We start from the raw sequence: 25,348 nt of genomic DNA on the forward strand, positions 1-25,348 counted from the left end.
TTGTGACCTGCTACGGACCACGCAACCGCGGGCCGCTCGCCGCCCCGTTCCTCACCCCCACGCACGCCTCGCCCGGTGGGACAGCACCGCGACCGGCCCTGCCTGCAACAGCAGCACCACGGCCGTGCCCAGGGCCAAGGGGGACGCCGGCAGGTCGCCCGCGGCCCCGATCGCCCCGGCCGCCAGAGCGACACCCGCCCCGGTCACCACCAGCGGAAGAACGAACCAGCACCACAGAGCGCTGCCGTAACGCTGCGGACGGAGCAGGTGGGCGAGGCCCGCAAGCACCCCCAGGGCCGCCAGGTAACCCAGGTAGACGCTGGTGGCGGCGATCAGCTGAGGCTGGTACAGCGGTTCGTTCTGCGTCACCTGCCGCACGTCTCCTCGGGCGACGGCCACCACCTCGCCGCGCCAGACGGTTCCGATGACCCGGTCCCCCCGCTCCAGCCGGTGGAAGAGCGGCTTCTCGCCTCGCATCCGGACCGTTCCGTCCCAGCCGCCGGAGCCGGCCAAGGTCAGCTCGTGATCGTCCGAACCCTTCGCGTGCCTCACCGTCACCACGTCCTCCACCTGGAAGTCCACCGCGCGCAGGCACTCCTCCCCCTTCTCGTACGGCGCGGCCGACGAGCAGGGAACAGCGGCCCGGTAGGCCCGGTGGCGGGCGACATCCTCCGGAATGCCGGTGAACAGGTCGTGGCCGAGAAGCCCCAGGAAGAGCGCGACGATCAGGAGGACCGCGCCCCCCGCCTGCTTCCCCACCGTGTGCCAGGGCAGCATCGGCCCCATCCCGACCGACCCTCGCCCCCTCTCCCGCCGCACCAGGCGGGCACCCCCGCCCACCAGGCCCACCAGCACCGGCAGCAGACCGAGCAGGAGCAACGCGTCGGAGAGGGCCATCCGGTCGTTCCACGTCTCCACCGAGGTGAGATCCCCGCGGTTCGGGCCCTCCGCCTCGATCCAGCCCGTGCTCCATCCCTCAGGGCCGTCCCCTCGGGCCGGAGGGCCGAGCAGCGACGGATCGCGTCCGGGGTCGCAGAGGTACTCCCCCTCCCGCGGGCCGGCCCAGGGATCGTCCCACGCGACCACGCACCAACCGTCGGACTGCTCCTCCAGCACCACCAGCTCGACCAGCTCGATCTCGGTCGCCGTCTCGGACACGTAGCCCCCGGCCCCCACCAGCAGCAGCCCCAGAAGCAACACCCACCGGAACACCGGGCCCGCCCCCGCCGTCCTCACCGACCCACCCCCGGCACCCCGCACCCTTCGGACGGGCACAGTGTCCCCTCGGACGATGGACTTGATCAACGACGGTCTCAGGCAGTGGACGGCCCGTCGGCGGCCGGGCCGGTGATCCGCCGCTCGCCCCGTCCCTCACTCGGGTGCCGGGGGCCGCTCGCCGGTCATGCCCAGGCGTGCCTGTTCCTCCTCGACGATCCGGCGCGCCAACTCGGTGTCCGAGACGTCGACCGCGTCCGGGGTGGCTTCGGCCACGGCGCTGCGGCGGGCGTAGGCGTCGAACAGGCGGGTCTTGTCCTCCAGCATCCTCACCATGCGCTCGTCCACTCCCCCGGTGGCGAGGAGGCGGTGCACGCAGACCGGCCTGACCTGGCCCATGCGGTGGGCCCGGGCCACCGCCTGGTGCTCGAGGGTCGGCTTGATCTGGGGTTCGCAGAGGACGACGACCGAGGCGGCCTGCATGTTGAGGCCGACGCCCGCCGCCTGGATCTGCGCCAGGAGCACCGCGGGGCCCGGGACAGCGGCGAAGTCGTCGACGATCTGCTGCCGCCGTCCGGCCGGGACGCTTCCGGTGAGCGGACCGAACACCGCGGTGCCGTCAGCGGGTGCCGCGTCGGGTGCCGCGTCGAGTGTCTCCCTCACCACGCCCAGGACGTCCTTGAAGTAGGAGAAGACCACCGTCTTCTGCCCGTTCTCACCGGCCTCCTGGACGATCTCCCGGAGCCGTTCCAGCTTGGCCGACTTCCCGGGGCGCGCGTACGCGGCCCTGCGCATCGCCATGAAGTTGCCGGCGCGCACGGCCTCGCGGTAGGCCTCCTCGTCCGAGGCGCTCGGTTCCTCCCACTCGTCGGTCTGCTGGAGGCTCGGCAGTTCCGTCAGCACGTCCTCCTGGTTGCGTCGCAGGTAGACCGGGGCGACGGCCTTGCGGAAGGCGACCGATCCGGCCGGCGCGTCCCCCTCGCCGAGGGACTCCGCGACGTCGCCGTCGAGCATCCGGACCAGGTTGCGGAACTCCGCGACCCGGTTCTCCATCGGGGTTCCGGTCATGAAGAGGACGCGCTCGCAGTGTTCCGCCCACAGGGCGACCGCCTGGGACCGCTTGGCCTTCGGGTTCTTCACGGAGTGCGCCTCGTCGACCACGAGCAGCCCGACCTCGCCCCCTCCCGGCGCGGGGAATCCGCGCAGCGCGTCGAACGTGGTCACCCCGACCCCGCCCCGCCCCTTCCAGTCGGCGAACGCGTCGTGCCGGTCGGGGCCGTGGAGCACGCTGACCCGCAGGGCGCTGCGGCTCTCGATCTCCCGGGTCCAGTTCACCAGGACGCTCGCCGGGCAGACGACCATGAAGTGGCTCTGCCCCTCGGCGGCCAGATGGGCCAGCACCGCGATCGCCTGGATGGTCTTGCCGAGCCCCATCTCGTCGCCGAGTACCACCTTGTGCTGCGCGAGGGCGAACCGCGCGCCGAACGCCTGGTAACCGCGCAGGGAGACCCGCCGATGGGAGTCGTCGAGCCACAGGGTCCGTACCCGCTCGGCGATCTCGTCGGGCAGGAATCCCTCGGTGGCGGCCGCGTCGGGCGACCGCCCGGAGATCTCGGCGAGCAGGCTGTAGTACTCGGCCGAGCGGAGCTCGAAGTCCACCCAGGCCGCGACGTCGGAGGGGGGCCCGCGCAGCAGGTCCACCGAGGCCTGGGCGAGCAGTCCGGGCAGGCCCGCCTGCTCCTCCTCGTCCACCAGCACCCGGATCGCGGTGACCGCGGCCAGCGCGCGAGCCCTCTTCTCCCGGCCCGCCACGAGCATCCCGAGACGCCCGGCGGCGGGCCTGGCATCGGCCAGCGGCGGAGCGAGCCGCTCCGCCAGTGCGGTGGCCCTGTCGACGGCACGCCGGGTGTCCGGACCGGCCTCCACCAGTACGTGCAGGGCCCTGACGAGCGCGGTGGTGCTCGGTTCCGGCCGGTCCACGTCGATGTGGACGGCCACGCTCTCGTGCACGGCCTCGGACAGCCGGCGGGCGGCGGCGAGCATCCGGTCGACGGTGCGCTGCCCGACGCCGGGGATCTGCCGCAACCGGTAGGGGCCCGCTTCGAGCACGCTGCCCACGGTGCGCAGTCCGCTCTTCTCGACGCCTCCCAGCCGGAGCCGTCCTTCGGTGACGTCCTGCAGCCGGGCGACGGGGATGGCGTCGAGTTCCCGCTGCACCGCCGCGTCGTGCATCGGCTTCAGTGCCGCCCGCACCGCCTCGACGGCCCTGCCGTGGTCACCGGCCAGCGCCCGCGCCGCCTCGTGCAGTCGCGCTCCCCTCGCGACCGTCTCCCGCTCACCCCGCCCCACGCTTCCCGCCCTTCTCCTGCCCTCCCCGCATCCTCCCACCGCCCCCACCGGACCCCGTCGGACGCCCGCGGTGCGCTGCGGATCATCCCGACCCCACGCGCTCTCGGCCCCGGGCCCGGGTGCGGCCCGGGTGTGTAAGTGGCAGGAGAGCGGACAAACGCGCGGAATGAGCAACTATCCCGAGAGGACCACCCCGAGCGACAGCAGGTTCCCGTCCGCGGTCTCGTGGCGTGGCCCGTCCCGGGGTGGGGTTCCGGGTGGGGCTCCGGGTGCGGGTCCGTCCCCGATGCAGCCCCGGCGGGACGGCGACGGCAGCCTCGCCCACGTGGTGGAAACCCTGCTGGACAAGGGCCTCGTGCTCAACGCCGACATCATGGTCTCGGTGGCCGGGGTGGAGCTGCTGGGCATCCGTCTGCGCGCGGCGCTGGCCTCTTTCGAGACGGCTGCCCGCTACGGGCTGGAGTTCCCGTCCGGCACGGACACGGAGACCGCCGCGTGACGCCACACACGCGAGGAGAAGGAGACCTGCCCGGCCTGCGGCAAGCGCGCCCCGGTCGAGCAACTGCTGGACGAGTGGTGCCCCTGGTGCGGGTGGCGCAGCGCACAGGCCCAGGTGCGGAACCGCCCCGAGCACACACTCCCGGCGGCGGGGTCCGAACGCCGGGAGGAGCCCACCACCACCGCCGCCGATGACGATGACGAGGGTGAGGCGGAACGGCCTGACGGCTGACCCGGCACCGATGCGCCCCACCCGGGATCCGCGAGTCACCTTGGACGACCTGCGCATCGTGACGAGGTTCCGCCGGTCCTGGCAGGTGGCCACGGGCCCGGCCGATCCGGCCGTCATCGTGACGGTTTCTCACGCACCCGTCCGGACAGTTCTGCGCGGGCCCCGGGACGGTCGGCCCGTCCCGGGGCCCGCGCACGCTCGTCGTGGTCCGGGCCGTCGTGGTCCAGGCCGTGACGGTGTCAGTCCCGGCGGGTCTCCACGATGCGCAGGTCGTCGCTGACCGGGACAGTGCGCACCACGCGCAGGCCCGCCCGCTCGGCCAGGGCCCGGTAGTCCGACTCCGGCCGGTCCTGCCCGCCCACCAGGACGGTCAGCAGCAGGCCCCGGAACAGAGCCTCCTGGTCGGACTCCTCGTCCACCACGCCCTCGATGATCAGCAGGACGGAGTCCGGCCGCATCGCCTCCTTGATCTGCTCCAGGATGCGCACGATCGTGTCGTCGTCCCAGTCGTGCAGGGCGCGCTTGATCGTGTAGAGGTCCGCACCGGCCGGCACCTGTTCGAAGAAGTCCCCGGCGACGATCTCGTACCGCCCGGCGACGTCCGCCGCCTCCAGTCGCGCCTGTGCGAGCGGCACGATTTCGGGGCGTTCGAGGATCGTGCCGAACACCTCGGGGTGCTCGGTGAGGATCGCGGCCAGGAGACTGCCGAGCCCGCCGGCGACGTCGACCACCGTCCGGACCCCGGAGAAGTCGTACGTTCTGGCGACCCCGGTGCTCTCCTCCCGCGACACGGCGTTCATGGCCTCGTTGAACCGCTCCTTGGCCTCCGGATCGCTCTTGGTCAGCTCCCAGAACGACACCCCGTGGTTGGCGACCTCGAAGGAGGAGTCACCGGTGCGCACCGAGTGCAGGAGGTCGCCCCACGCGGCCCAGTGCCAGTTCGCCGCCATGAACCGCGCGTCGGTGGACTCGGCGTTGCCGGGCTCGGAGACGAGGACGGCCGACAGCGGCGACTGGGAGTAGGTGTGGCCGTCCGCGTGCCGCTGGAAGACCCCGAAGGTGGACAGTGCGCGCAGCAGGCGGCCCAGAGTCCGGGCGTGCGTGCCGGTCAGCTCGGCCAGTTCGGCCACTGTGCGCTCGCCCCGCTCCAGCAGGTCCGGCAGGCCCAGCTCGGTGGCGACGTGGATGGCGCGCGCCCGCCACGCTCCCTGGAGCAGTTCCACCATCTGCTTGTTCGGGCCCTTGTCCGCTGTGTCGACGTGCTCGTTCATCAGAGTCCTCTCGGGATACCCCCGGCTTCAGCCGGGGGAGGAACGAGACTCCTGCGGAGCAGGGCAGGAAGCGGAGTTTCGCCGTCAGGGCGAAACTCCGTGCTCTGACCCGCAGGTTTGGTCTTAAGCCGCGACCCCGCTAGTTTGCGAACGTGACCGCGACGTGCGTGAAGCGGGCGTTCAAGTACCGCTTCTCTCCAACCGATGCGCAGGCGGCCGAGCTGTCGCGCACGTTCGGCTGCGTACGGAAGGTCTACAACCTGGCGCTCGCCGCACGCACGGAAGCGTGGGCGCGGCAGGAGCGGGTGAACTACAACCAGACCTCGGCCATGCTGACCGCGTGGAAGAAGACCGAGGAGCTGGCCTACCTGTCCGAGGTGTCGTCGGTGCCGTTGCAGCAGACGCTGCGGCACCTGCAAGGCGCGTTCACCCACTTCTTCGCCAAGCGGGCCAAGTACCCGCGCTTCAAGTCGCGCAAGAAGTCGCGGAAGTCGGCGGAGTACACCACCAGTGGTTTCCGCTTCCGTGACGGCGAGCTGACCCTGGCGAAGATGGCCGATCCACTCGACATCGTGTGGTCCCGGCCGCTGCCCGAGGGGGCGTCGCCGTCCACGGTGACCGTTTCCCAGGACGCGGCCGGGCGCTGGTTCGTCTCCCTGCTGTGCGAGGACACCGGTGTGAAGCCGCTTGCCGCCACGGACAGCGCGGTCGGCGTGGATGTCGGCCTGGATCACCTGCTGACCCTGTCCACCGGCGAGAAGATCGCCAATCCGAGGCATGGGCGCTGCGACCGCGTGGCACTGGCCAAGGCCCAACGGAGACTGGCGAAGAAGGCCAAGGGTGACGGAGCGAACCGGCGCAAGGCCCGGCGCAAGGTCGCCAGGATCTACGCCAGGATCACCGACCGTCGCCGCGACGGCCTGCACAAGCTGACGACTCGTCTCGTTCGTGAGAACCAAACGATCGTGATCGAGGACCTGACCGTGCGCACCATGGTCAGGAACCGGAGTCTCGCCCGCGCCATCAGTGACGCGGCGTGGTCGGAATTCCGGAGCATGCTGGAGTACAAGGCAGCCTGGTACGGGCGGGAAGTGATCGCGGTCGACCGCTTCTTCCCCTCCTCCAGGCTGTGCTCCACCTGTGGCACCCTGCAGGAGAAGATGCCCCTGCACGTCCGCACCTGGACGTGTGACTGCGGAACGACCCACGACCGGGATGTGAACGCAGCACGCAACCTTCTGGCCGTCGGGCTGGCGGTGACAGTCTGTGGAGCTGGTGTAAGACCTCAACGGAGTTCTCCGGGCGGGCAGTCGGCGACGAAGCAGAAAGCATCACGGCGCGAGCCGTGAGAATCCCCCTCGCTCACGAGGGGGAGAAGTCAACCGTGTCTCCGTATCGCTCGGCTGGCTGGGTCGGCTGGTGAGCAGAGGAGGGGCGTCCCGAGGGCGGGCGGTTCCCGGGTGTCCCGGGGACCGCCCTGGGAGGTGAGGGGAGCTACACCTCTGTGGAAACCGGTGGGATGTTGTGGTTGACCCGGAACATGTTGCCGGGGTCCCACGTGGTCTTCAGGGCGCGCAGCCTCGCGTACGCCTCAGGGGTGTACGCCTGGCTCACATAGGCGGCGTCGGTGTGGGCGACGCCGGCCATGAAGTTGAGCATCCGGGTGCCGCTGTCCCAGCGCTCGAAGAGTTCCCCGACCCGGTCCTGGTCCGCCAGTACGGCATCGTCCTCGCCGACGCCCAGCACTCCGGCCGCGTACACCTGGAAGGGGGCGTCGACGTGGGCGACGGCGTTGGGCACCTTCGGGGGGCGGGCCAACGCTCCGCCGAGCTGGCGGAGTTCCAGGCCCACCGCGCTCTTCTTGCCGGGCCCGACCTGTGCGAGGACGGCGTCGACCACCTCGTGGTCGAAGCGGCTGAGCTGGAAGGTGTTGATGTGGTAACAGCCGGGCGTGGGCGGGTCGTTGTGGATGGTGCCGACCTCGGTGTACGGCATGTCGACGACCGTGTCGAGCAGCGTGGGGGCGAGGTCGCGCAGCGGCTGGACGAGCCGCTCGCCCTCCTCGGGCGAACCGAGGTAGCACAGCCGCAGGTGCAGGGCGAACTTCCCGCGCAACTCCTGCGGCACCCCGTCGGCGTCGGGCCAGTCGAGCATGAAGAACGAGGAGCTCATCTCCTCGGGCATCCCGGCGGCCCACTCGCTGTAGAAGTGCAGCGCCTCGGCGGCGGACTCGGCCGGGAAGAAGAGGCCGCCCCCGTAGATCCGCGACACCTCGAAGAGCTCGACCTCGATGGCGGTCACGACGCCGAAGTTGCCCTTGCCTCCGCGCAGCGCCCAGAAGAGGTCCGCGTTCTCCTCCTGGGTGGCGACCCGCAGTTCGCCGTCCGCGGTGACGACCTCGATGCGCCGTACGTGGTCGGCCGCGTACCCGTGGCGCCGCGACAGGACGCCGATGCCGCCGCCCAGTGTGTAGGAGACAGCGCCGACGAAGGGCGCCGAGCCGTTGAGCGGCGCGAGGCCGTGCTCGGCCGCGGCCGGCAGGACCTCCTCCCACAGCACCCCGGCCTCCAGCCGTGCCACGCGCCGCTCGGGGTCCACCTCGACCCCGTTCATCCCGCGGGTCGCCAGGAACAGGGTGTTCTCGTCGGCGGGCAGGGCCGCGCCGTGGCCCGTGGTCTGGACCGCGACCGCCCAGTCGTGGTCGCGCGCGAAGCCGACCGACGTCACGACGTCCTGCGCGTTCGCCACGGCGACGACCACCGCCGGGCGGTGCTCGACGGCGCGGTCGAAGCCGTTCACGCGCTCGGTGTATCCGGGCTCGTCCGGCAGGAAGACCTCACCCGTCACACTGTCAGCGAGTTTGCGCACCTCTTCGGGGGACAGGGCCGCCTTGTCCGACTCGCTCCTGTGCTCGCTCACTTGTCGCCCTTCTGTTCCGTGGTGCTGTTCGTGTGTTCCTCGCCCTGCCGCCACCCGCTCCGGTGATACAAACAGGGGTACAACAAGTACCGCGTGTCGGCGCGACAGTACTGAAGCCGTAGGGGCCCACAGGCCGGAACGAGCCACGACGACCGGCGCCGGTCCGGGTGCGCCGGCGTCGCCACGGACGTGTCGGTGGCCCCGCCCGCGCATCCGTTCGCGCGCTTGTCCGCGAGAAGGACGTTTCCCCTCACGCGAGTTCGCGCCGCTTGAGCAGGTTCATCAGTTCCGTCACCGACTCCTCGGCGCTCTGCCGGTACGCCGGAAGGGTGAGGTCGCACCGGGCGGGCGCCGCGTACGGGTCGTCCGCCCGGTCGGATCCGGTGGCGACGTGCACCTCCAGGCAGGTGGTGGCCGACCGGGTGTGGCGACGGCGGACGGCGTCCGTCTGCGTCGCGTCGGCGGCGGTCACCGCCACCAGGGCGAGGACGCCGTTGCGGGCCAGCACCTCGGCGACCAGGCCGACCCGCTGGACATCGGCGGCGCGCCGCACGCGGCCGGGTGCGGGGTCCGTGCCGAACAGGGTGTGCTGCTCGTCCCCGTCCAGGACGTGCACGCGCCGACCGGCCGCCTCCAGACGGCGGGCGAGCCCCGTCATGACGGTCGTCTTGCCCGCGCCCGGTGCTCCGGTGAGCCACAGGGTGGCGCCGGGCCAGCAGGTGCAGAAGGGGCGGTGGGATGTCATGGACCACTCCGAAGGGTCAGTGGTGGGGATTCGGCGCCGTCCGGGAGCGGGGAGACGATGGCGCGTACCACCGACGCCAGCCGCTGGTGGCGCAGGGCGTCGTGCGGAGGCTCGGCCGACTCGGCGCGCCAGGCCACGAAACCGTCGGGCCGCACCAGCAGGGCGCCACCGGGCCCCGTACCGCAGGACCGCGCGAAGTCGGCGGGCGAGGCGGGGTCGGTCAGGACGGTGTGGGCGGTCACCGGGACGCCGAGTTCGCCCGCGACCCCGGCGGCCGTGCACCCCCACCGGTCGTCGGTGGCGAGCAGGGTGAGGTGGGAACCGTCCGGGGTCGGCCCGCACAGGTCGAGGGTGGAGACCGGCTCCGCCCCCGGGTCGTGCGCGAGCCGTACCGGCAGGTGCGGCAGCCGGGTGCCGGGGGCTCCCGACAGGTCGAACTCGGGCGGGAAGGCTCCGTCGGGTGCCGCTTCGGAGCCGGGCACGGCCGTCGAGTGGTAGCGGTAGCCCATGATGATGAGGCGGGGGTCGCAGGGGACCGCGCCGTCGAGCCGTTCGGAGGGCACCCCGTCGAGGAGGAGGGTCTGCTGGGCGGTGGCGAAGCCGACCGGTCGCCGTTCGGTGTCGTAGGTGTCCAGGAGGCCGGGGGCGGCCCAGCCGCGCAGCACGGCCGCGATCTTCCAGGCCAGGTTGTGGGCGTCCTGCATCCCCATGTTGGAGCCGTAGCCGCCGGCCGGGGGGTGCAGGTGGGCGGAGTCCCCGACGAGGAAGACGGGGCCGCGACGGTAGCATTCGGCGATCTTGTGCCGGGCCTGCCAGCGCAGGGTCCCGGTGAGGTCCGCGGCCACCCCCGGGTCGCCGATCGCGGCGCGCACCAGGCTCAGGCACCGACCCGGGTCCGGGGGGCCCTCGCCGACGGCCCGGCTCTCCACGGCGGCCGCCCAGGTGTGTGCGCCGTTGAGCTGCATGACCGCCCCGGTGAACTCCGGATTCTCGATCATGCTCATGAAGAACCGGCGGCCCTTGACCAGGCGGCTGAGGTCCGCCCGGAAGAAGATGCTGGTGCGGGAGGCGACCGTGCCCAGCCCCGTGTCGGCGATGCCGACCCGGTCCGCGATCGTGCCGTGTGCCCCATCGGCGGCGATCAGGTAGCGGGCACCGAGCGTGTCCGTCCCCCCGTCCGGGCGGCGCACCCGGGCCAGCACCTCGTCCTCACGGACCGTCAGGCCGGTGAGTTCGTGACCGAAGCGCACGTCCGCGCCCTCCCGTACGGCGGCCTCGCGCAGCAGCGGCTCCATGCGGTCCTGACCGCACCAGTAGGGCGGGCAGGGGCCGGGGATCGCGAGTTCCTCCGCGCCGGTCTCCAGCACCTGGGCGCCGTCCAGCTCGCTGAGCGAGCGGACGGCGACCACCGTGCGGGGCAGCACGCGCTCGGGCTCGGTGTCGACGCGCGGGTCGTGGCCCGTGACGACCTCGAAACCGGCCTCGGCGACCGCGTCCTGCAGTCCGGCCTCGCGCAGCAGTTCGGCAGTGCGCCGGGTGACGTGCGTGGCGCGGGGCAGGGTGGACGTGCCGGCCCTGCGGTCGAGGAGGACGACCGGGACGCCGGCGCGGGCCAGGAACAGAGCGGCCGACAGCCCCGCCGGTCCGCCGCCGACGACCAGTACGGACATGGAGGCGGCCTCTCCGCTCAGCCCTTGCTCACCAGTTGGTCGCCGACCACGAGGTGGTCCAGGTTCATGGACGCGAAGGCCTCGACCGCCTCTTCGGGGGTCTCGACGATGGGCTGGCCGGCCACGTTGAAGGAGGTGTTGAGGATCACCGGACAGCCGGTGAGCCGCTCGAACTCGCCCAACAGGCGGTGGACGGAAGGATTCTGGTGCTCCTCCAGCGTCTGGTGCCGGGCCGTGCCGTCCACGTGGGTGGCGGAGGGGATGGCGTCGGGCCGGGTCACCTTCGTGACGATGAGCATGTACGGGGAGGGCTGGCCGAGGTCGAAGAACTCCGCGCTGCGCTCGGCGCGGATGACGGGGGCGTACGGGCGGAACCACTCGCGGAACTTGACGTGATCGTTGAGGTGGTCGCGCACGGAGGCCGGGAAGGGGGCGGCGAAGATGCTGCGGTGGCCCAGCGCCCGGGGCCCGAACTCGCTGCGGCCGTCCCACCAGCCCACGATCTTGCCGTCCGCCAGCAGCCCGGCGACCGTCCCGGGCAGGTCCTCGGGGGTGCGGGCGGGCAGCCCGGAGTCGGCGACGGCCCGCTGGGCCCGGGCGCGCGGGTACTCGGGGCCCAGATAGGCGTCGCGCAAGGCCGGCAGGCGGTCCATGGGCACGCCTTCGAGTTCGTGCAGCCCGTAGTAGGCGCAGCCGAGGCTGATGCCGTTGTCGCCGGCGGCGGGGACCACGAAGATCCGCTCGAAGGGAGTCTCCTTGAGGATGCGGCCGTTGGCGACGCTGTTGAGGGCCACTCCCCCGGCCAGGCACAGGTCGGTCAGACCGGTCCGCTCGTACAGGGCCCGGGCGCAGTGCACCAGGGCGTGTTCCAGCACCTCCTGGGCCGCCCGGGCGATCGCCGCCTTCGTGTCGAAGTCGGCGCCCTCGGCGAGCCGGGAGAGGACGTGCGTGGTCTTGCTCGCCGAGATGCTGACCCTGCCCTCGGGCAACAGCGTGACCAGTTCCGACAGTTCGTCGACGAAACGCTCGTCGCCGTAGGGGGCGAGCCCCATCGTCTTGCCGTCCTCGCTGACCGGGAACCGGGTCTTGGGACCCGTGTAGGCGAGGCCGATGGCGATGCTCGCGGTGCGGTAGAAGTGGCCGAGCGAGTTGTCGGTCTCGCCGGGCTGGTAGTAAGCGCTCTCCGAGCCCGCGTCCACGAGGTGGGTGCCGCTGACGCGGTCGACCAGCCGGATACCGTCCTCGTCGGCCACGTACGAACTGATGGTCTCGGCCTCGCGGGCACCGGCTCCGGTCTTGTCCCCGGTGGTCAGACTGCCGGAGTTGTCGCACACCAGCACGGCGGCGCGGGTCATGCCCGAGGCGCCGAACGCGCTGTAGGCATGGGCGAGATGGTGGTTGATCACCCGCACCCGGCGGCGGAAGGAGTGGTAGAAGGGGCGCGGCACCAGTTCGCAGGCGACCACGTGCTCCACATCGGCCGCGGTGGTGTCCATCTGTTCCAGGCACGCCCGGCGGCTGACGCCGGCCAGCAGGTCGGCGCCCAGACCGTACTTGCTGCGCATCAGGCGTTCCTCGTCGACCGCGACGAGACGCTCGCCGTCGGTGGCGCACGCCGCCCAGTCGTGACCTGATCCGCCGAGGCCCAGCACGGACATATCGCGTCCTTTCCCTTGGGGGACATCGATTCCATCGGGGGACATCGACCGAGACCTGCCAGAGCCCTGGCCCGGTGATGGAAGAACAAGCAGCGGCGGACCCCGCCCCGCGTGGCACGTGTGCCTCGCTCGTCAGCGGACGAGCTGAAACGGAACGGGTGCGAGAAGCGCTCTGAGAAGCGACAGACGTCGTAACGGATCTCTGAGAAGAAGGAGTTCAGGAAGCCGGAGCGGTGCGCAACTCTAATCAACCGGCGTCGCGCACTGTCAAGAACGGGGGCACCCCTCCACGGGCGGTTGTCCGAAATGCCGTCACCGCCCGGCCGAGGCCCCCGTCCGTCGCGCTCCGGCCCGGACACCGGCGCGGCCACCGGAACCGGAGGTGGTGCGCCGCGCCGCCCCTCCCGTTCAAGCTCCGTTCGGCCCGTGTCCTCCCCACTGCTTTCGGTCATCATCATCCAGAGGCAAGCAGGATAAATCCGGAGCATGTACGGTCACACCGTGCTATCGGCGGGGTCCCCGCGTCCCGCGGACCTCCTCTGCCGCGCCGCCCGGAACACAACGCACCACCGACATCCCGTACATGGCATGCCTGTATCCCCTGGACCGCCGGACGAGGGAGTGCTGGGTGACAAAGCAGCAACGTACGATCGTCATCATCACGGAGGGCGCGGCACCCGCACTGCTGGATCGCTGGTGTGCCGCCGGTCTCCTGCCCGGATACGCCCGGCTCCGTGCCGAGGGTTCCCACGGAGCGGTCTCCGCCGAGGGAACCCCCTACGAACCCCCGGGCCTGTTGAGCGTCCTCACCGGTCAACGGGCCGCCGACCACGGCTACTTCTCCTACTGGACCTGCCACGATCCCGAGTACGCGCCGCAGGTGCTCGGTTCCGCCGACCGCCGGCATCCGCTGCTGTGGCAGCAGGAGTCCTTCGCGGGTCTGCGCTTCGCCTCCATCGGCCTGTTCGGCACCCATCCCGTCGAGCCGATGGACGGGGCGGTGATCAGCTATCCGATGCGTGCGACCCTGCACGCCTGCCACCCGCGCGACCTTCAGCGCCGGCTGGCCAAGGAGGGCATCCGCCCGGTCCACGACGTCTCGATCTTCTGGACCGGCCAGCCCCGCGAACAGCTGCTGCCACACCTGCTGGAGGCGGACCGTCAGCGGGGCAAGGCGGCCCTCGCGCTGCTCCCCGAGTCGAACGTGGTGATCGTCAACCTCACCAGCATCGACCGCACCTCGCACATCTACTGGCAGGAACTGGAGCACGGGCCCGAACACGAGCAGGAGAGCGCGGTGTTCGCCGCGTACCGCACGAACGACCAGGTCATCCAGGACGCCCTCGCGCTGGCCGACGACCACACGGACGTGCTGGCCTTCTCCGAGATCGGATTCGGGCCGCTGCGCGACTACTGCTCCATCAACGACGACCTCGAACGGGCCGGTCTGCTGGCCAAGACCCCGGACGGGGGCATCGACTGGGCGCGCACGACGGCCTTCGAGGCGGTGCAGGGCACGCACGGGATGAACATCAACGTCCGCGGCCGCTACAAGCACGGCACGGTCCGCAAGCAGGACTACGAGCGGGTGCGCGCCGAGGTCGTCACGGCGCTCATGGAGACCCTCAACCCCCGGACCGGGCTCCCCTTCTTCGCCGCGGTGCACACCCGCGAGGAGGTGTACCCGGGCACCGCCACGGCCGGTGCCCCCGACCTGATCATGGAGCCGGCGGACTGGCGCTACCTCCCGCTGGGCGACCCCCGCTGGGCCACCCATGTGCACCGGACCTGGCAGAGCGGCTGGCACCGCCGCGAGTCGTTCTGGGCCGGCCTCGGCCCCGGCTTCGCCGCCGGCCACGCCGACGCGGCCGTGGCCTCGCCGGTCGACATTCCGGTCACCCTGAGCCGGCTGCACGGACGTGCCACCCCCGAGGGCTGGCCGGGCCGCGCGCTCGGGACACCCGCCTGACCACGCCCTTCCGTCACCGTTCGCGCCCTGTCTCCCCCCGCCACCGCGACTGCGCCGGCCGTCACCTTCGTCGCCGCGCCCGCCCCGCCTTCCCTTCCGTTTCCGCACTCTCACATTCTGTGGAGGTCTGACGTGCCCGAGGTACGAGCGCCAGAACGACGGCGTGAACAGCGCAGGTCCGTGGCCGAGCCGGGCGCGGGGACGAACCGGCGGGAGCTGGCCGACACGGCGCGGTTCACCGAGTGGCGGCCCGCCACCCCGGACGCGCTCTCCTGGGAGGGGCCGCAGGAGCAGGCTCCCGCCGAGCTGCTGCGCGCCGCGCTGGCGGAGGGACGGATCGGGCACCCCTGGGCCCACGGCTTTCCCCGGTACGCGTGGCACCGGGACGGCGACGTGGTCCACGAGTTCCGGCTGACCGGGCGGGCGCCCGGCGAGTACACCGGCTACACCCTGCACCCGAGCGAATGGCCGGAGGGCATCGCGTGAGCACACTTCCCGACCTGACCCTCAGCTGGAAATGGCAGCCGCCGCCCGCCGGGACCGAGGGCGAACTCGGCGCCACCTGGGCCGACCTGGAGATGTCCATCGGTGACCTTCCGCCACTGACGACGGTGGAGGACCCGCGGGCCGGCACCATCAGGCCGTACACGGTGGGCTCGCTGTACCCGCTCGCCGAGTGGATCGCCTTCAACTGGTGGTCGCTGCTGGCCGACGCGCGTCCCGGGACACAGATCTCGCAGCTGCGCTTCGCCTACCGCAACGGCGTCGGCGACTCCCGCGGCTCCTGGTGGTCGCGTTCCCGGCGGCACATCCTGCGCGCCGCCTGCGACGGCTTCCGCTGGCCCGACGTGCTGTTCGTGCCCGAGGGCCACCAGACCCGGATCGTGTGGATGCCCGACGGCGGCCCGGACCCGCGCGAGGGCACCCGCTTCCTGGGCCGGGGCAACGCCGTCGTCGGCAGCGCGTCCCTCGCCGAGACGCTGCACGGCTTCGTCGACGCCGTCGTCGCCCGGCTGGTCGAACGTGAGGTCAGCGGCACCCCGCTGCAGCAGGAGTGGGCCGCGATCCGGGCCACCGGCGAGGAGGAGGCGGAGTTCTGCCGCTGCGCCGCCCGCCTCGGACTCGATCCGTACACGGAGTCCGCCCCCTACGCACAGGCCATCGCACGGGCCCGCGGGGAGCTGCCCGAGGTGATGGGCCTCGACTTCTTCAACTCCGTCCACCCGGACCGGATCACCGACCAGCTCCAGTGGATCGAGCGGGCCCGGCGGGTCGCCGGCGACCCGCCGCCCGGCCGTCCCGCCGACTCGGCGATCGCGGAACTGCGGGACATCTGCGCGGACGTGCGTGAGCTGTTCTACGACCCGGACCGCCTGGAGAACCCCTGGCAGCTGGGCTACGAACTGGCCCACCGGGTCCGCGCCTGGGCCAAAGTGGCGGACACCGAGCGCTTCGACCCCGACACCCTGCTCACGTACTACACGGAGCCGGTGCCCTACGTCGACCGCGGGCTCGTGGCGTACGGCAGCCGGAACGCGGCGGCCGGCCCGGTCCTGGTCTCCAGCCGTCGCTACACCGAGCGGCCCCGGCGCTTCCTCCAGGCCCGCGCCCTGTGCCACTTCCTCTTCGACAACGACGAGGACTTCCTCATCGTGGCCTCGCACACGCACCGCCAGCACCTGGCCCGCGGCTTCGCGCTGGAGATCCTGGCCCCCGCCCAGGGCATCGCCACCCTGCTGGGCCGGCCGACCGGCCTGGTGACCGCCGAGGACGTGGAGCAGATCGCCGAGGACTACGGCGCCGGCACCATCGTGGTGGAGCACCAGCTCGACAACCGGGTGCTGGCCCAGGACTTCCCGTTCGAGCCGGTGGCACCGTCCGTGCGCAAGCTCACCGCCTACCCGCGAGGGGCGGGCCGGTGAGCGCGGCAGCGGGCGACGTCTTCCCCTATCCCGCGGGCCCGGGCGGCACCGTCCCGCCCCAGTACGGCCGGCTGCTCGCCGAGGACCCCGTCTCCCGGGTACGCCTGGCCGACGGGGGCGAGCTGTATCTCGTCACCCGGGACAGCGACGTACGGACCGTACTGACCGACCCGGTCTTCAGCCGGTACGCGGCGGCGGTCCTGCCCGGCAAGGGCTTCGGCCGGGGGCAGGGCACCGGGATCGTCGACCTCGACCCGCCGCAGCACACCGTCCTGCGCAGTCCGGTCGTCTCGGCGTTCGGCCCCGGCCGGGTGGCGCGCTGGCGCCCGCGCATCGAGGCGATCGCCGGGGAGCTGCTGTCCGGGCTGGGCGACGAGCCGGGCCCGGTGGACCTCGTGAGCTCCTACACCGCGCCGTTCGCCGGCCGCGTCGTCGTCGAGCTGCTGGGTTTCGAGGGAGCGCGGTGGCAGCGCGTCACCGGTGACGTCGAGACGCTGCTGATGTCCGGGGGCGCCGAGAGCCCGGAGGCCGCCGCCTGCCGGGACCGGCTCGGGGACGCCTTCACCACGCTGCTCAAGGAGCGCGACCGGGAACCGGGCGACGACGTCGCCACCGTGCTGCTCGGCCACGACGACCCGGAGGCGGGCGGCGGAGCGCTCACCGAGGCCCAACGGGTCACGCTGCTGCACGGACTCGTCATCTCCGGCTACATCGGCATCCGCGACCTGCTGGCGCGTCACCTGTACGGGGTGCTCACCACGCCCGGGTTCCGGGACCGGCTGGTGGCACAGCCCGAGCTGGTGCCCGGCGCCGTCGTGGAGTTGCTGCGGTTCTACCCGTCGAGCAACGACGGCCTGCTGCGGCTGGCCACGCGGGACGTGGAGCTGTCCGGGCGCACCGTGCCGGCGGGCAGCCCGGTGCTCCCCCTGGTCTCGGCCGCCTGCCGCGACCCGCGTCTCGTGGAGCGGCCCGATCAGCTCCTGGTGGACCGTGCGCGGACGCCGACGCTCGCCTTCGGCGCCGGGCCGCACCAGTGCCCGGCGGCCGACCTCGCCACCGTCCAGCTCGCCACCGGCATCGGGCGGCTGCTCGCCGCGTACCCCGGTGCCCGGCTCGCGGTCCCGGCCGAGGACGTGGAGCACACCTCCCGGCTGCTGCCGCTCGGCGTCACCGAGCTGCCCGTCCTGCTCCGCGCCCCGGCATGACCGCGGCGCCCGCCCGCGTGCTCCTGTGGTGCGTGTCCACCGAGGCCACGGCCCGGGTGACGGCCCACGCCCGGGAGCTGCTGCCGGCCCAGGACCGGGAGCGGATGGCCCGGCTGCGGTCGGCCGCGGACCGGGACGAGTTCGCCCTCAGCCACGCCGTGCTGGCGCGCTGTCTGGGCGCGCTGACCGGGGTGGCCCCGACCGCGCTGCGCTTCGCCGTACGCGGTGAGGGCAAGCCCGAGCTGCTCGGGCAGGGGCCCGGTGCCCGGCCGGCCTTCAGCCTCTCGCACACCGCGGGGCTGACCCTGCTCGCGGTGACGTGGGGCAGCGCGGTGGGGGCGGACGTGGAGCGGGTGCGGCCGGTGGCCGCCGCGAAGATCGCGCGGCGGTACTTCCCGGCCGAGGAGGCGGCGGCGGTGGCGGCCCGCCCCGTACGCACGGCGCCGGAGCTGTTCTTCCGGCTGTGGGTGCGCAAGGAGGCGAGCGTCAAGGCGTGGGGCGGGCGCCTCGTCCAGGGGCTGCGCACGCCCGTGTGCCCGACGGCACGGGAGTGGCCCTGCGACGTCACCACCCTGGGCGGCGACGGGCGCTCGTGGCGTGTGCGGGACCTGACCGGGGTGGCGGCGCCCTACCTCGCGGCGGTGGCCGTGCCCGGGGAGGAGGCGCGGGGGCGGATCGAGGTCCGCACCCTGACCGTCGACGAGTTCCTCGACCGGGGGCCGACGGCCGGTCGTGCCCTTCGGGAGTGACCTGCCCGCCGCGTCGCGAAGGCGGCCGCCCGGCGGGCGGGCAGCGTGAGCCGGATCCGGCGACCATGATCGAACTGGACCAGGAGGGCCCGATGGCCGAGCACTTCCCGAGGTACGTGGACGGCCGGCCGGCGCAGGCGTCCGACGGCGCGACCTTCCGGTCGTTCGAGCCGGCCACCCGGTGCCACCTCGCCGACGTGCCACGCTGCGGCGAGAGTGACGTGCACGAGGCGGTGGCCGCCGCGCGCCGGGCGTTCGACGAGGGCCCCTGGCCCCGGATGGAGCCCCGGGAGCGGGCGGCGGTGCTGCGACGGGTCGCCGAACGCCTCACCGAGGAGTCCGGGCGCCTGGCCGAACTGGAGGTGCGCGACAACGGCACGACGCTGCGCAAGGCACTGGGCGCGGACGTCCCCGGCGCCCGCGCGGCCTTCGCCTGGAGCGCCTGGTGGGCCGAGCGGCTGCCCGAACGGCTGGCCCAGGGACACAGCGGGGCCGGCGGCGGAGCGGACGCGCGGTATCTGCGCTGGCATCCGCTGGGCGTGGTGGCCGCGATCGTCCCGTGGAACCTGCCGCTGCTGCTGTCCGCGTGGCGCATCGCGCCCGCCATCGCGGCGGGCAACACCTGTGTGGTCAAACCGGCTTCGTTCACCTCGGTCACCGCGCTCGAACTGGTCCGGCTGCTGCACGAGTGCGGGCTGCCGCCCGGCGTGGTGAACGTGGTCACCGGGCCCGGTGGCACGACCGGGGACAGTCTGGTGCGGGCTCCGGGCGTGGACCTGGTGGCCTTCACCGGCTCGGACGCGGTGGGCGAGAGCGTCCGGCTCGGCGTCTCGGGCACGGGGGCCGCGCCCCGGCTGGACCTGGGCGGCAAGTCCCCGAACGTGGTGCTCCGGGACGCGGACCTCGATCAGGCGGCCGCAGGGGCGGCCTGGAGCATCTTCCTGCACAACGGGCAGATCTGCAGGGCCGGTTCACGCGCGGTGGTCCACACGGACGTGTACGAGGACTTCGTGGAGCGGGTGCGCGGGCTGGCCGGGCGGCTGCGTCTGGGCGACCCGCTGAGCCTGGAGACGGATCTCGGCCCACTGGTCTCGCGCAACCAGGCCCGCACCGCCCAGCACTTCGTCCGGGTCGGTGTGTCGCAAGGGGCGGAAGTGGTGTGCGGAGGCAGCCCCCCGGACGCCGGCGACCTGCCCGAGGGCCTGGACCCGGGCGCCTTTTTCCTGCCGACCGTCCTGAGCGGGGTCGCCCCCGACAGCACGGTGGCCCAGGAGGAGATCTTCGGGCCCGTCCTGTCGGTGATCAGGGCCGGCGACGACGCGGAGGCCGTGCGCATCGCGAACGGGACGCGGTACGGGCTGAGCGCCGGCGTCTGGTCGGCCGACCCGGGGCACGCGCACTCGGTCGCCGAGGCCCTGCGCGCCGAGCAGGTGTGGGTGAACGACTACCGGCTGGTCGACCTCGAACTCCCGCCCGAGGACGGCACCTCGGCCGATGCCGTCTGGGAACGGCTGACCAACGAACTCGACGGCTACCGCCGCCGCCAGTCCGTCACCGATGCCTCGTACGGGCCGGCGGCGCCCGCCGTGCCCCCCTACCGGCTGCTGGGGCTGTGATGCCCCCGCCCACGCCCCCTCTCCCCCGCCGCGGAGTCCACCCATGAAGATCGGTATCGCGTTCCCCAACACCGTCCCCGGGGCCTCCGGGAGGCTCCAGATCGACTGGGCCGTCCGGGCCGAGAGCCGGGGCTTCTCCACCGTCGCCGCGACCCAGCGCCTGTGCTACCCCGGGCACGAGCCGCTGGCGGTGCTGGCCGCGGCCGCCGCGGTGACCTCGCGGATCACGCTGACGACCAACATCCTGGTGGCTCCCCTCACCACGGCGGCGGTGCTCGCCAAGGAGGCGGCGACGGTGTCCTCGCTCGCGGGCGGCCGCTTCCTGCTGGGGCTCGGCCCGGGGGTGCGCGCGGACGACTTCGAGGCGGCGCGGCGCGACTTCGGGTCCCGGGGCGCGGCCTTCGACCGGCAGTTGGCGGAGCTGGCACGGCTGCGGGAGCACCACGACCCGGGCAGCCTTCCCGCCCCCGTACCGCCCTTGCTCATCGGAGGGCTCAGCGCCGCCGCGGTACGGCGCACCGTGCGCTGGGCGGAGGGCTGGACCGCGCCGGGGCTGACACCCGACCGGATCGCGCCCGCCGCCGAGCAGGTGCGCGAGGCGTGGGCGGCCGCGGGCCGGGAGGGCCGGCCGCGACTGGTCGCGCTGTCCCGGTTCTGGCTGGGCGAGGAGGTGGCGCGCGAGGCCGCCGGTTTCGTACGGGAGTACTTCGGCGTCCTCGGGGACGAGGCGGACGCCTTCGTGGCCAAGACACCCCGTACACCGGAACAGGTGCGCGAGCAGGTCACGGCGCTCGCCGCCGCCGGCTTCGACGAGGTGGTGTTCCACCCGACGGCGGCCCACCTGTCCCAAGTGGACCGGCTGGCCGACGTCCTGATTCCCTGAGCGCTTTTCCCCTGGCCGTTTCCCTTCTTCCGCCCCTATGACGCGTGCTGATAAAGTTGCCGCATGTATGCGACCGTCACAGGAAGCAAGCAGAAGGCCATAAGGGATCTTCAGGAATTCGGTTATTGCATTCTTGAATCCCCCCTGTCCAGGACAGAGTTCAAACTGCTCAGCACCCGTCTCACCGAAGTGGCGGAACAGGAGCGCGAGGACGGCACCGCCTTTCTCTACGACGGTGGAAACCAGCGGGTCTTCAGCCTTCTGAACAAGGGCGAAGAGTTCGAGCACTGTGTGCAGGAACCCTCGACGCTCGACGTGATGGAGGAAGTGCTGGGCTTCAATTTCCTGCTCTCCAGCACCCACGCGAACATCGCGGGCCCCGGCGGTTCCCCGATGAACGTGCACGCCGACCAGACGTTCGCCCGGCCACCCTGGCCCCCGTACGCACTCGTGGCCAACAGCATGTGGATGCTCGACGACTTCACGGAGGAGAACGGCGCCACCCGCGTGGTGCCGGGCAGTCATCTCCTGGGCCGCCAGCCGGACTACGACCGGGGCGAGGGGGACGTCGAGACGGTTCCGGTCTGCGGCCCGGCCGGCAGTGTCATGATCTTCGACGGGCGGCTGTGGCACCAGACCGGGGCCAACGTCACCGGGCGGGCGCGGCACGGCATCCTCAACTACTACTGCCGCGGGTACGTGCGTCAGCAGCAGAACTTCTTCAACGGCCTGAAGCCGGAGGTCGCCGAGCGCAGCGGGCCCCGGATGCGCAGGCTGCTGGGCTTCGAGAACTACTTCTCGCTCGGGCTCACGGACGGACTGTCATGAGCACCGCCCCCTTCGACACGCGCCAGATCCTCCAGGCCCCGGGGCCGCGTCCCGTGCTGCGGCTCCTGGTGGCCGACCCGGCGGGTGTCGTCGGCGGCCCGCTGCTGCGGGAGTTCGCGCCCGAACTGACCGTGGTGACGGCCGATCCCGGCAACCCGCTCGCTCCCTCGGCGACCGAAACCCCTGCCCTGGCCTGGGCGCTGCTCGCGATGGCGAGCGGGGCGCCGGGGGCGGGTGCCGCCGTCCTCGCCCGCGCCGTGCGCGCGGCGCGGATCGGGCCGCCGCCGGCCCATCTGCTGCTCTGCCCCGGCCCGTTCGCGGAACCGACCGGGTGCGACGGGTTCACCGAGGCCGTCCTGGCGGACGTGGACGCCGGCGCGCTGCCCTGTCCGGTCACGGTGCTGCTCGCCGAGGATCTGCCCTCGGGCGGACGCACCGGCCACACGGGCGTCGCGGCCTCCTGGCTGCGGCTCTCACCGGACGCGTTCACCGTGCGGCTGCTGGGGCCCGACGCCTGGAGTCCCGGGCCGAACGGCGCTGTCACCGCGCGGATCGTCAAGGAGGAGTTGCGCGTCTGGCCCGCGTGAGGGGCCGCTCACCCGCCCCCCGTACGGGCGCGGGTGGGGCCCCGCCCGGCGCTCAGGCGGCGAACGCGCCGTACAGCTCCATGGGGCTGGAGCGGCGCAGATCGACGTCGGAGGGCAGGTCCAGGCCCAGCTCCTCCTCCAGCACGATGGCCAGCTCGATCATGCGGGCGGAGTCCACGGACAGCTGGACGCCCAGCGGCACGTGCGGGTCGAGTTCCGTGCCCTGTGCCCCGAGCCCGTTGACGACGGCGGAGAGGAACTCCGCCAGGCTCAGCTGATTCTTCCGCGCTTCACTGATGGCCCGTGTCTCCTTTCGTGCGCGGACCGGCCGCACCCCGCCCACCGAGGCTCGCGGTGCGCGCAGGGGCAGGTCCTGGTCGTAGTGGAGCCCCAGCCGCAGGGCGGTCTCGGCCTTGGTCAGTTCACCGCCGAGGTAGCCGGCGTGCGAGGGCTCGGTGATCACCCCGGCGTCCAGCAGGCCGAGCAGCATGGACTCGGCCCGGACCCCGGTCATCTCGTGCCGGGGCGTGAGGTCGTTGTCGTAGTGGCGCAGGACGATGCGCCGGGCCCGGTGGTCGAGGCTGATGACCACGAAGCCGTCCAGCGAGCCGCTGATGCCGGTCCGCCTCCCGCCCGCCCGCAGCCGCCGGAATCCGCTCCCGTCGCCGTGCGCGGGCTCCGGTGTCCGTGCGGCGGCCCGCTCCGGGAGGGCCGGGCCCGCGCCGGGGCGCTCGCGCGGGCTCAGCTTCGCCACCAGCTCGCGCAGCACCGAGGGGTCGCACTCTCCCAGCGCGTCCACCGGCTCCACCCGTGAGCGCACCCGCTCCACATCGGCCAGCGAGACGGTGGGCAGTACCGGGAGGTAGCCGGCGGCGCCTCGGATGCGTCGGCAGCCGGCGTCCACGCCCCCGCGGAAGAGGGCCAGCAGGCTCTGTCCCGCGTGGAAGCGCGGCGATTCGCGGCCGCAGACGACCAGTATCCGGATCGCGGGCCGGCACGCCAGGGTGCGCACCAGCTCCTCGATGCCGAGGTTGGCGGTCATCAGTGTCCCGGCCAGTGCCACGCCCGGCAGTACCGAGAGCGGCTCCAGCAGCTCCCGGCTGCTGAGGCTGCACACCGCGATCCGGTTCTCCTCGGCCGCCGGACGTTCACCAGGTGGCACCGGACCCCTCCCCGGTGTAGTTGCGGGGCAGGCCGCCGGGCCGGACGGGCGGCAGGGTGGAGCTGATCTCCGTGACCCTGGCCCCCAGCCTGGCGAGACGCTTGCCGACCCGCAGCTGCTCCGAGCGCAGCCGGTCGAGCCGGTCGCGGAAGTACTCCTCCACCTCGACCACCTGGCGGGCCTGCTTCTCGGTGTCGAGGGCGTCGTTCATCACGGCTTCCAGATTCGACATGAAGAAGCTGTAGTTGAACTGGCCCATCTCCTGGCGTACTTCGTGGACGGTGTCCTTGAAGCCCTCCATCACCTCGTTGACGCCCGCGAGCGGGGCGAAGCGGCGTTGCAGTCGCGAGATGAAGGTCTGCAGCACGACGTTGTACGTCTCGAACTCGAAGACCGCCGACTGATCGGTGATCACCCCGTGGTGGTGGTAGTCCTCGTTGTTGTAGAGCCGGGCGAAGTGCCGGGCGAGCTTTCCGACCCGTTCGTCCGCGAACTCGTAGCCGTAGGGGTCCAGGTCCTCCTGGTACGTCGGCGACAGCAGGCCGTCGCCCTCCATGCGGCGGACGATGGAGGTACCGGGGTAGATCTCCAGCCGTTCGGTCATCCGGCGCAGGTTGTGCCCGGCGTTGTCCCGCAGGAACCGGGCGTTGGCGATGAGGGTCTCCACGGTGGCGTACGGGTGGAAGGGGAGGAAGCCCATCGCCAGGTAGATGCCGTGCTCGCGGAGCATGCGGATGATGGTGACGTTGTCCTCGACCGTGGCGCGCTTCTCCCACAGCAGGAGCTCCTCGGCCGTGCCGGACTCGATGCCGACGTTCACCTTCTCCAGGCCGGAGCGGGTGAGCAGGTCGAGCAGGGCGTGGTCCTCGGGGGTGTCGTGCCAGTTCTCCGCCCGCATGCAGACGTTGTAGTAGATGTCGAGGCCCCGGTCGAGGATGCCCTGGGCTATCGCGCCCGCCCGTTTCTTGCCGACCCGGCCGCCGTCGGGGTCCTCGAAGGTGGAGTCGACGAAGTCGAAGGTGCGGAACTGGTGGCGTTCGACGATCTGCGCCACCTCCTCCACGATCTGCTCCGGGCCGCGCCCGCGCCACGCCTTGCCCGCCTGCACCCGGTTCTTCAGATGGGGGGCCGAGCAGAAGGTGCAGTTGGCGACGCAGCCCCGGCTGGTGCTGACCCGTACGTACTCCAGCTTGTCGCCGTGCTGGCTGAGCTGGTCCCGGGCGGGAAAGGGCAGCGCCTCCAGGTCGTGGATCAGGGGGCGTGCGGGATTCTGCCGCAGCTCGCCGTCGGCGTCGCGGTAGCAGACCCCGGGGCAGTCGGCGAGGGATTCCTTCAGGTACAGCCGCTGGACCAGGTCGAGGATGGTGGGCTCGCCCTCGCCGACGGCGACGATGTCCGCGTAGGGGTTGTTGCGCAGGACCTCGAGGCCGGCGAAGGTCCCGGCCGGGCCCCCGCAGGCGATCGGGGTGTCGGGACAGGCCTCGCGCAGCTGCCGGCAGAGGCTGAGGCAGCTGGACAGGTTGAGGCTCATCAGGGTGAAGCACACCAGGTCGGGCTGGTACTCGCGCAGATGGGCGACGACGGAGGCGTGCGCCTGGTCACCGTGCTCCACCTCGCGGATCTCGGCGGTGAAGCCCGCGGTGCGCAGGACACTCACCATGTACGCCACCCCGAGGTGCTCCGGCGACATCACGAGGTCGCCGTCCAGCAGGATCAGGAAGCTGACCTTGAAGGACGCGGGGTCGGTGATGCGGGAATCCAGAGTCAGCTCGAACTCGCCGGGTTTTTTCCGGGCGGTGGCCCGACCGATGGTGATGTCTTCGATCATCAGCCCTCCTTGGGGGCGGCGCCCGCTCCGTCCTCGCCGGCA

At 72.3% G+C, this 25,348-nt stretch carries 20 protein-coding genes; 11 read left to right on the forward strand and 9 right to left on the reverse strand.

Annotated elements, in window-relative coordinates; translation table 11 throughout:
* Positions 1–51: 51 nt before the first annotated feature.
* Together PYS65_RS12770 and PYS65_RS12775 are read right to left on the reverse strand one after the other, a co-directional pair.
* Entirely contained in the window at positions 52–1,236 is a 1,185-nt protein-coding gene (locus PYS65_RS12770) for a hypothetical protein (RefSeq protein ID WP_279334075.1), read from the reverse strand.
* Between the two features lie 135 nt (positions 1,237–1,371).
* Entirely contained in the window at positions 1,372–3,564 is a 2,193-nt protein-coding gene (locus PYS65_RS12775) for a DEAD/DEAH box helicase (RefSeq protein WP_279334076.1), read from the reverse strand.
* Between the two features lie 286 nt (positions 3,565–3,850).
* On the opposite strand from PYS65_RS12775, the gene PYS65_RS12780 reads away from it, so the two are divergent.
* Complete coding sequence (locus tag PYS65_RS12780; protein WP_279334077.1) at positions 3,851–4,063, forward strand: gas vesicle protein; 213 nt, start codon at positions 3,851–3,853, stop codon at positions 4,061–4,063.
* 470 nt (positions 4,064–4,533) lie between these two features.
* On the opposite strand, the gene PYS65_RS12785 is transcribed toward PYS65_RS12780, so the two are convergent.
* A complete protein-coding gene (locus PYS65_RS12785) occupies positions 4,534–5,565 on the reverse strand; it encodes a methyltransferase (protein ID WP_279334078.1) in 1,032 nt (343 codons plus the stop codon).
* Positions 5,566–5,717: 152 nt separating this feature from the next.
* Here PYS65_RS12785 and PYS65_RS12790 point away from each other — a divergent pair, with 152 nt between their 5' ends.
* Complete coding sequence (locus tag PYS65_RS12790; protein ID WP_279334079.1) at positions 5,718–6,914, forward strand: RNA-guided endonuclease InsQ/TnpB family protein; 1,197 nt, start codon at positions 5,718–5,720, stop codon at positions 6,912–6,914.
* A 145-nt stretch (positions 6,915–7,059) separates the two neighbouring features.
* Here PYS65_RS12790 and PYS65_RS12795 read toward each other — a convergent pair whose 3' ends face one another.
* From PYS65_RS12795 to PYS65_RS12810, 4 genes are all read right to left on the reverse strand, one after another.
* Positions 7,060–8,484 (reverse strand): FAD-binding oxidoreductase, encoded by a 1,425-nt coding sequence (locus PYS65_RS12795; protein ID WP_279334080.1) that lies wholly within the window; start codon positions 8,482–8,484, stop codon positions 7,060–7,062.
* 250 nt (positions 8,485–8,734) lie between these two features.
* Positions 8,735–9,229 carry an adenylyl-sulfate kinase gene (locus PYS65_RS12800; RefSeq protein ID WP_279334081.1) on the reverse strand — a complete coding sequence of 165 codons (495 nt, stop codon included), beginning with the start codon at positions 9,227–9,229 and terminating at the stop codon, positions 8,735–8,737.
* Positions 9,226–10,899, reverse strand: coding sequence for an FAD-dependent oxidoreductase (locus PYS65_RS12805; protein WP_279334082.1), 1,674 nt, complete (start codon positions 10,897–10,899; stop codon positions 9,226–9,228). The genes PYS65_RS12800 and PYS65_RS12805 overlap by 4 nt, the downstream gene beginning before the upstream one ends.
* Before the next feature lie 17 nt (positions 10,900–10,916).
* Positions 10,917–12,557: a carbamoyltransferase family protein gene (locus PYS65_RS12810; protein ID WP_279334083.1), complete on the reverse strand. Its 1,641-nt coding sequence runs from the start codon at positions 12,555–12,557 to the stop codon at positions 10,917–10,919.
* A gap of 628 nt (positions 12,558–13,185) precedes the next feature.
* Between PYS65_RS12810 and PYS65_RS12815 the strand changes: the two genes are divergently transcribed.
* The 9 genes from PYS65_RS12815 (at position 13,186) to PYS65_RS12855 (ending at position 22,316) form a co-directional block, all read left to right on the forward strand.
* On the forward strand, positions 13,186–14,526 hold the full coding sequence (locus tag PYS65_RS12815; RefSeq protein ID WP_279334084.1) for an alkaline phosphatase family protein: 1,341 nt from the start codon (positions 13,186–13,188) through the stop codon (positions 14,524–14,526).
* A 132-nt stretch (positions 14,527–14,658) separates the two neighbouring features.
* Complete coding sequence (locus PYS65_RS12820; RefSeq protein ID WP_279334085.1) at positions 14,659–15,012, forward strand: hypothetical protein; 354 nt, start codon at positions 14,659–14,661, stop codon at positions 15,010–15,012.
* Complete coding sequence (locus PYS65_RS12825; RefSeq protein WP_279334086.1) at positions 15,009–16,448, forward strand: M78 family metallopeptidase domain-containing protein; 1,440 nt, start codon at positions 15,009–15,011, stop codon at positions 16,446–16,448. The genes PYS65_RS12820 and PYS65_RS12825 overlap by 4 nt, the downstream gene beginning before the upstream one ends.
* Positions 16,445–17,653, forward strand: coding sequence for a cytochrome P450 (locus PYS65_RS12830; RefSeq protein WP_279334087.1), 1,209 nt, complete (start codon positions 16,445–16,447; stop codon positions 17,651–17,653). The genes PYS65_RS12825 and PYS65_RS12830 overlap by 4 nt, the downstream gene beginning before the upstream one ends.
* Complete coding sequence (locus tag PYS65_RS12835; RefSeq protein WP_279334088.1) at positions 17,650–18,402, forward strand: 4'-phosphopantetheinyl transferase family protein; 753 nt, start codon at positions 17,650–17,652, stop codon at positions 18,400–18,402. The genes PYS65_RS12830 and PYS65_RS12835 overlap by 4 nt, the downstream gene beginning before the upstream one ends.
* 65 nt (positions 18,403–18,467) lie before the next feature.
* Positions 18,468–20,018, forward strand: coding sequence for an aldehyde dehydrogenase family protein (locus tag PYS65_RS12840; protein WP_279334089.1), 1,551 nt, complete (start codon positions 18,468–18,470; stop codon positions 20,016–20,018).
* Positions 20,019–20,061: 43 nt separating this feature from the next.
* Positions 20,062–20,901, forward strand: coding sequence for an LLM class flavin-dependent oxidoreductase (locus PYS65_RS12845; protein WP_279334090.1), 840 nt, complete (start codon positions 20,062–20,064; stop codon positions 20,899–20,901).
* Between the two features lie 63 nt (positions 20,902–20,964).
* Entirely contained in the window at positions 20,965–21,729 is a 765-nt protein-coding gene (locus PYS65_RS12850) for a phytanoyl-CoA dioxygenase family protein (RefSeq protein ID WP_279334091.1), read from the forward strand.
* Entirely contained in the window at positions 21,726–22,316 is a 591-nt protein-coding gene (locus PYS65_RS12855; protein ID WP_279334092.1) for a hypothetical protein, read from the forward strand. The genes PYS65_RS12850 and PYS65_RS12855 overlap by 4 nt, the downstream gene beginning before the upstream one ends.
* Positions 22,317–22,368: 52 nt before the next feature.
* Here the strand turns inward: PYS65_RS12855 and PYS65_RS12860 are convergent, their stop codons facing one another.
* Positions 22,369–23,478, reverse strand: coding sequence for a DUF4346 domain-containing protein (locus PYS65_RS12860; RefSeq protein WP_279334093.1), 1,110 nt, complete (start codon positions 23,476–23,478; stop codon positions 22,369–22,371).
* Positions 23,465–25,306 (reverse strand): B12-binding domain-containing radical SAM protein, encoded by a 1,842-nt coding sequence (locus PYS65_RS12865; protein ID WP_279334094.1) that lies wholly within the window; start codon positions 25,304–25,306, stop codon positions 23,465–23,467. The genes PYS65_RS12860 and PYS65_RS12865 overlap by 14 nt, the downstream gene beginning before the upstream one ends.
* Between the last annotated feature and the right edge of the window lie 42 nt (positions 25,307–25,348).

It is taken from the genome of Streptomyces cathayae (genome assembly GCF_029760955.1).
In the GTDB taxonomy this organism is placed as follows: domain Bacteria; phylum Actinomycetota; class Actinomycetes; order Streptomycetales; family Streptomycetaceae; genus Streptomyces; species Streptomyces cathayae.

Excerpts from the sequence above, each read along its gene's own strand:
- PYS65_RS12780 (WP_279334077.1), top strand. The coding sequence starts at position 3,851 with ATGCAGCCCCGGCGGGACGGCGACGGCAGCCTCGCCCACGTGGTGGAA.
- PYS65_RS12785 (WP_279334078.1), bottom strand. The coding sequence starts at position 5,565 with ATGAACGAGCACGTCGACACAGCGGACAAGGGCCCGAACAAGCAGATG.
- PYS65_RS12800 (WP_279334081.1), bottom strand. The coding sequence starts at position 9,229 with ATGACATCCCACCGCCCCTTCTGCACCTGCTGGCCCGGCGCCACCCTG.
- PYS65_RS12805 (WP_279334082.1), bottom strand. The coding sequence starts at position 10,899 with ATGTCCGTACTGGTCGTCGGCGGCGGACCGGCGGGGCTGTCGGCCGCT.
- PYS65_RS12810 (WP_279334083.1), bottom strand. The coding sequence starts at position 12,557 with ATGTCCGTGCTGGGCCTCGGCGGATCAGGTCACGACTGGGCGGCGTGC.
- PYS65_RS12835 (WP_279334088.1), top strand. The coding sequence starts at position 17,650 with ATGACCGCGGCGCCCGCCCGCGTGCTCCTGTGGTGCGTGTCCACCGAG.
- PYS65_RS12840 (WP_279334089.1), top strand. The coding sequence starts at position 18,468 with ATGATCGAACTGGACCAGGAGGGCCCGATGGCCGAGCACTTCCCGAGG.
- PYS65_RS12845 (WP_279334090.1), top strand. The coding sequence starts at position 20,062 with ATGAAGATCGGTATCGCGTTCCCCAACACCGTCCCCGGGGCCTCCGGG.
- PYS65_RS12850 (WP_279334091.1), top strand. The coding sequence starts at position 20,965 with ATGTATGCGACCGTCACAGGAAGCAAGCAGAAGGCCATAAGGGATCTT.
- PYS65_RS12855 (WP_279334092.1), top strand. The coding sequence starts at position 21,726 with ATGAGCACCGCCCCCTTCGACACGCGCCAGATCCTCCAGGCCCCGGGG.
- PYS65_RS12865 (WP_279334094.1), bottom strand. The coding sequence starts at position 25,306 with ATGATCGAAGACATCACCATCGGTCGGGCCACCGCCCGGAAAAAACCC.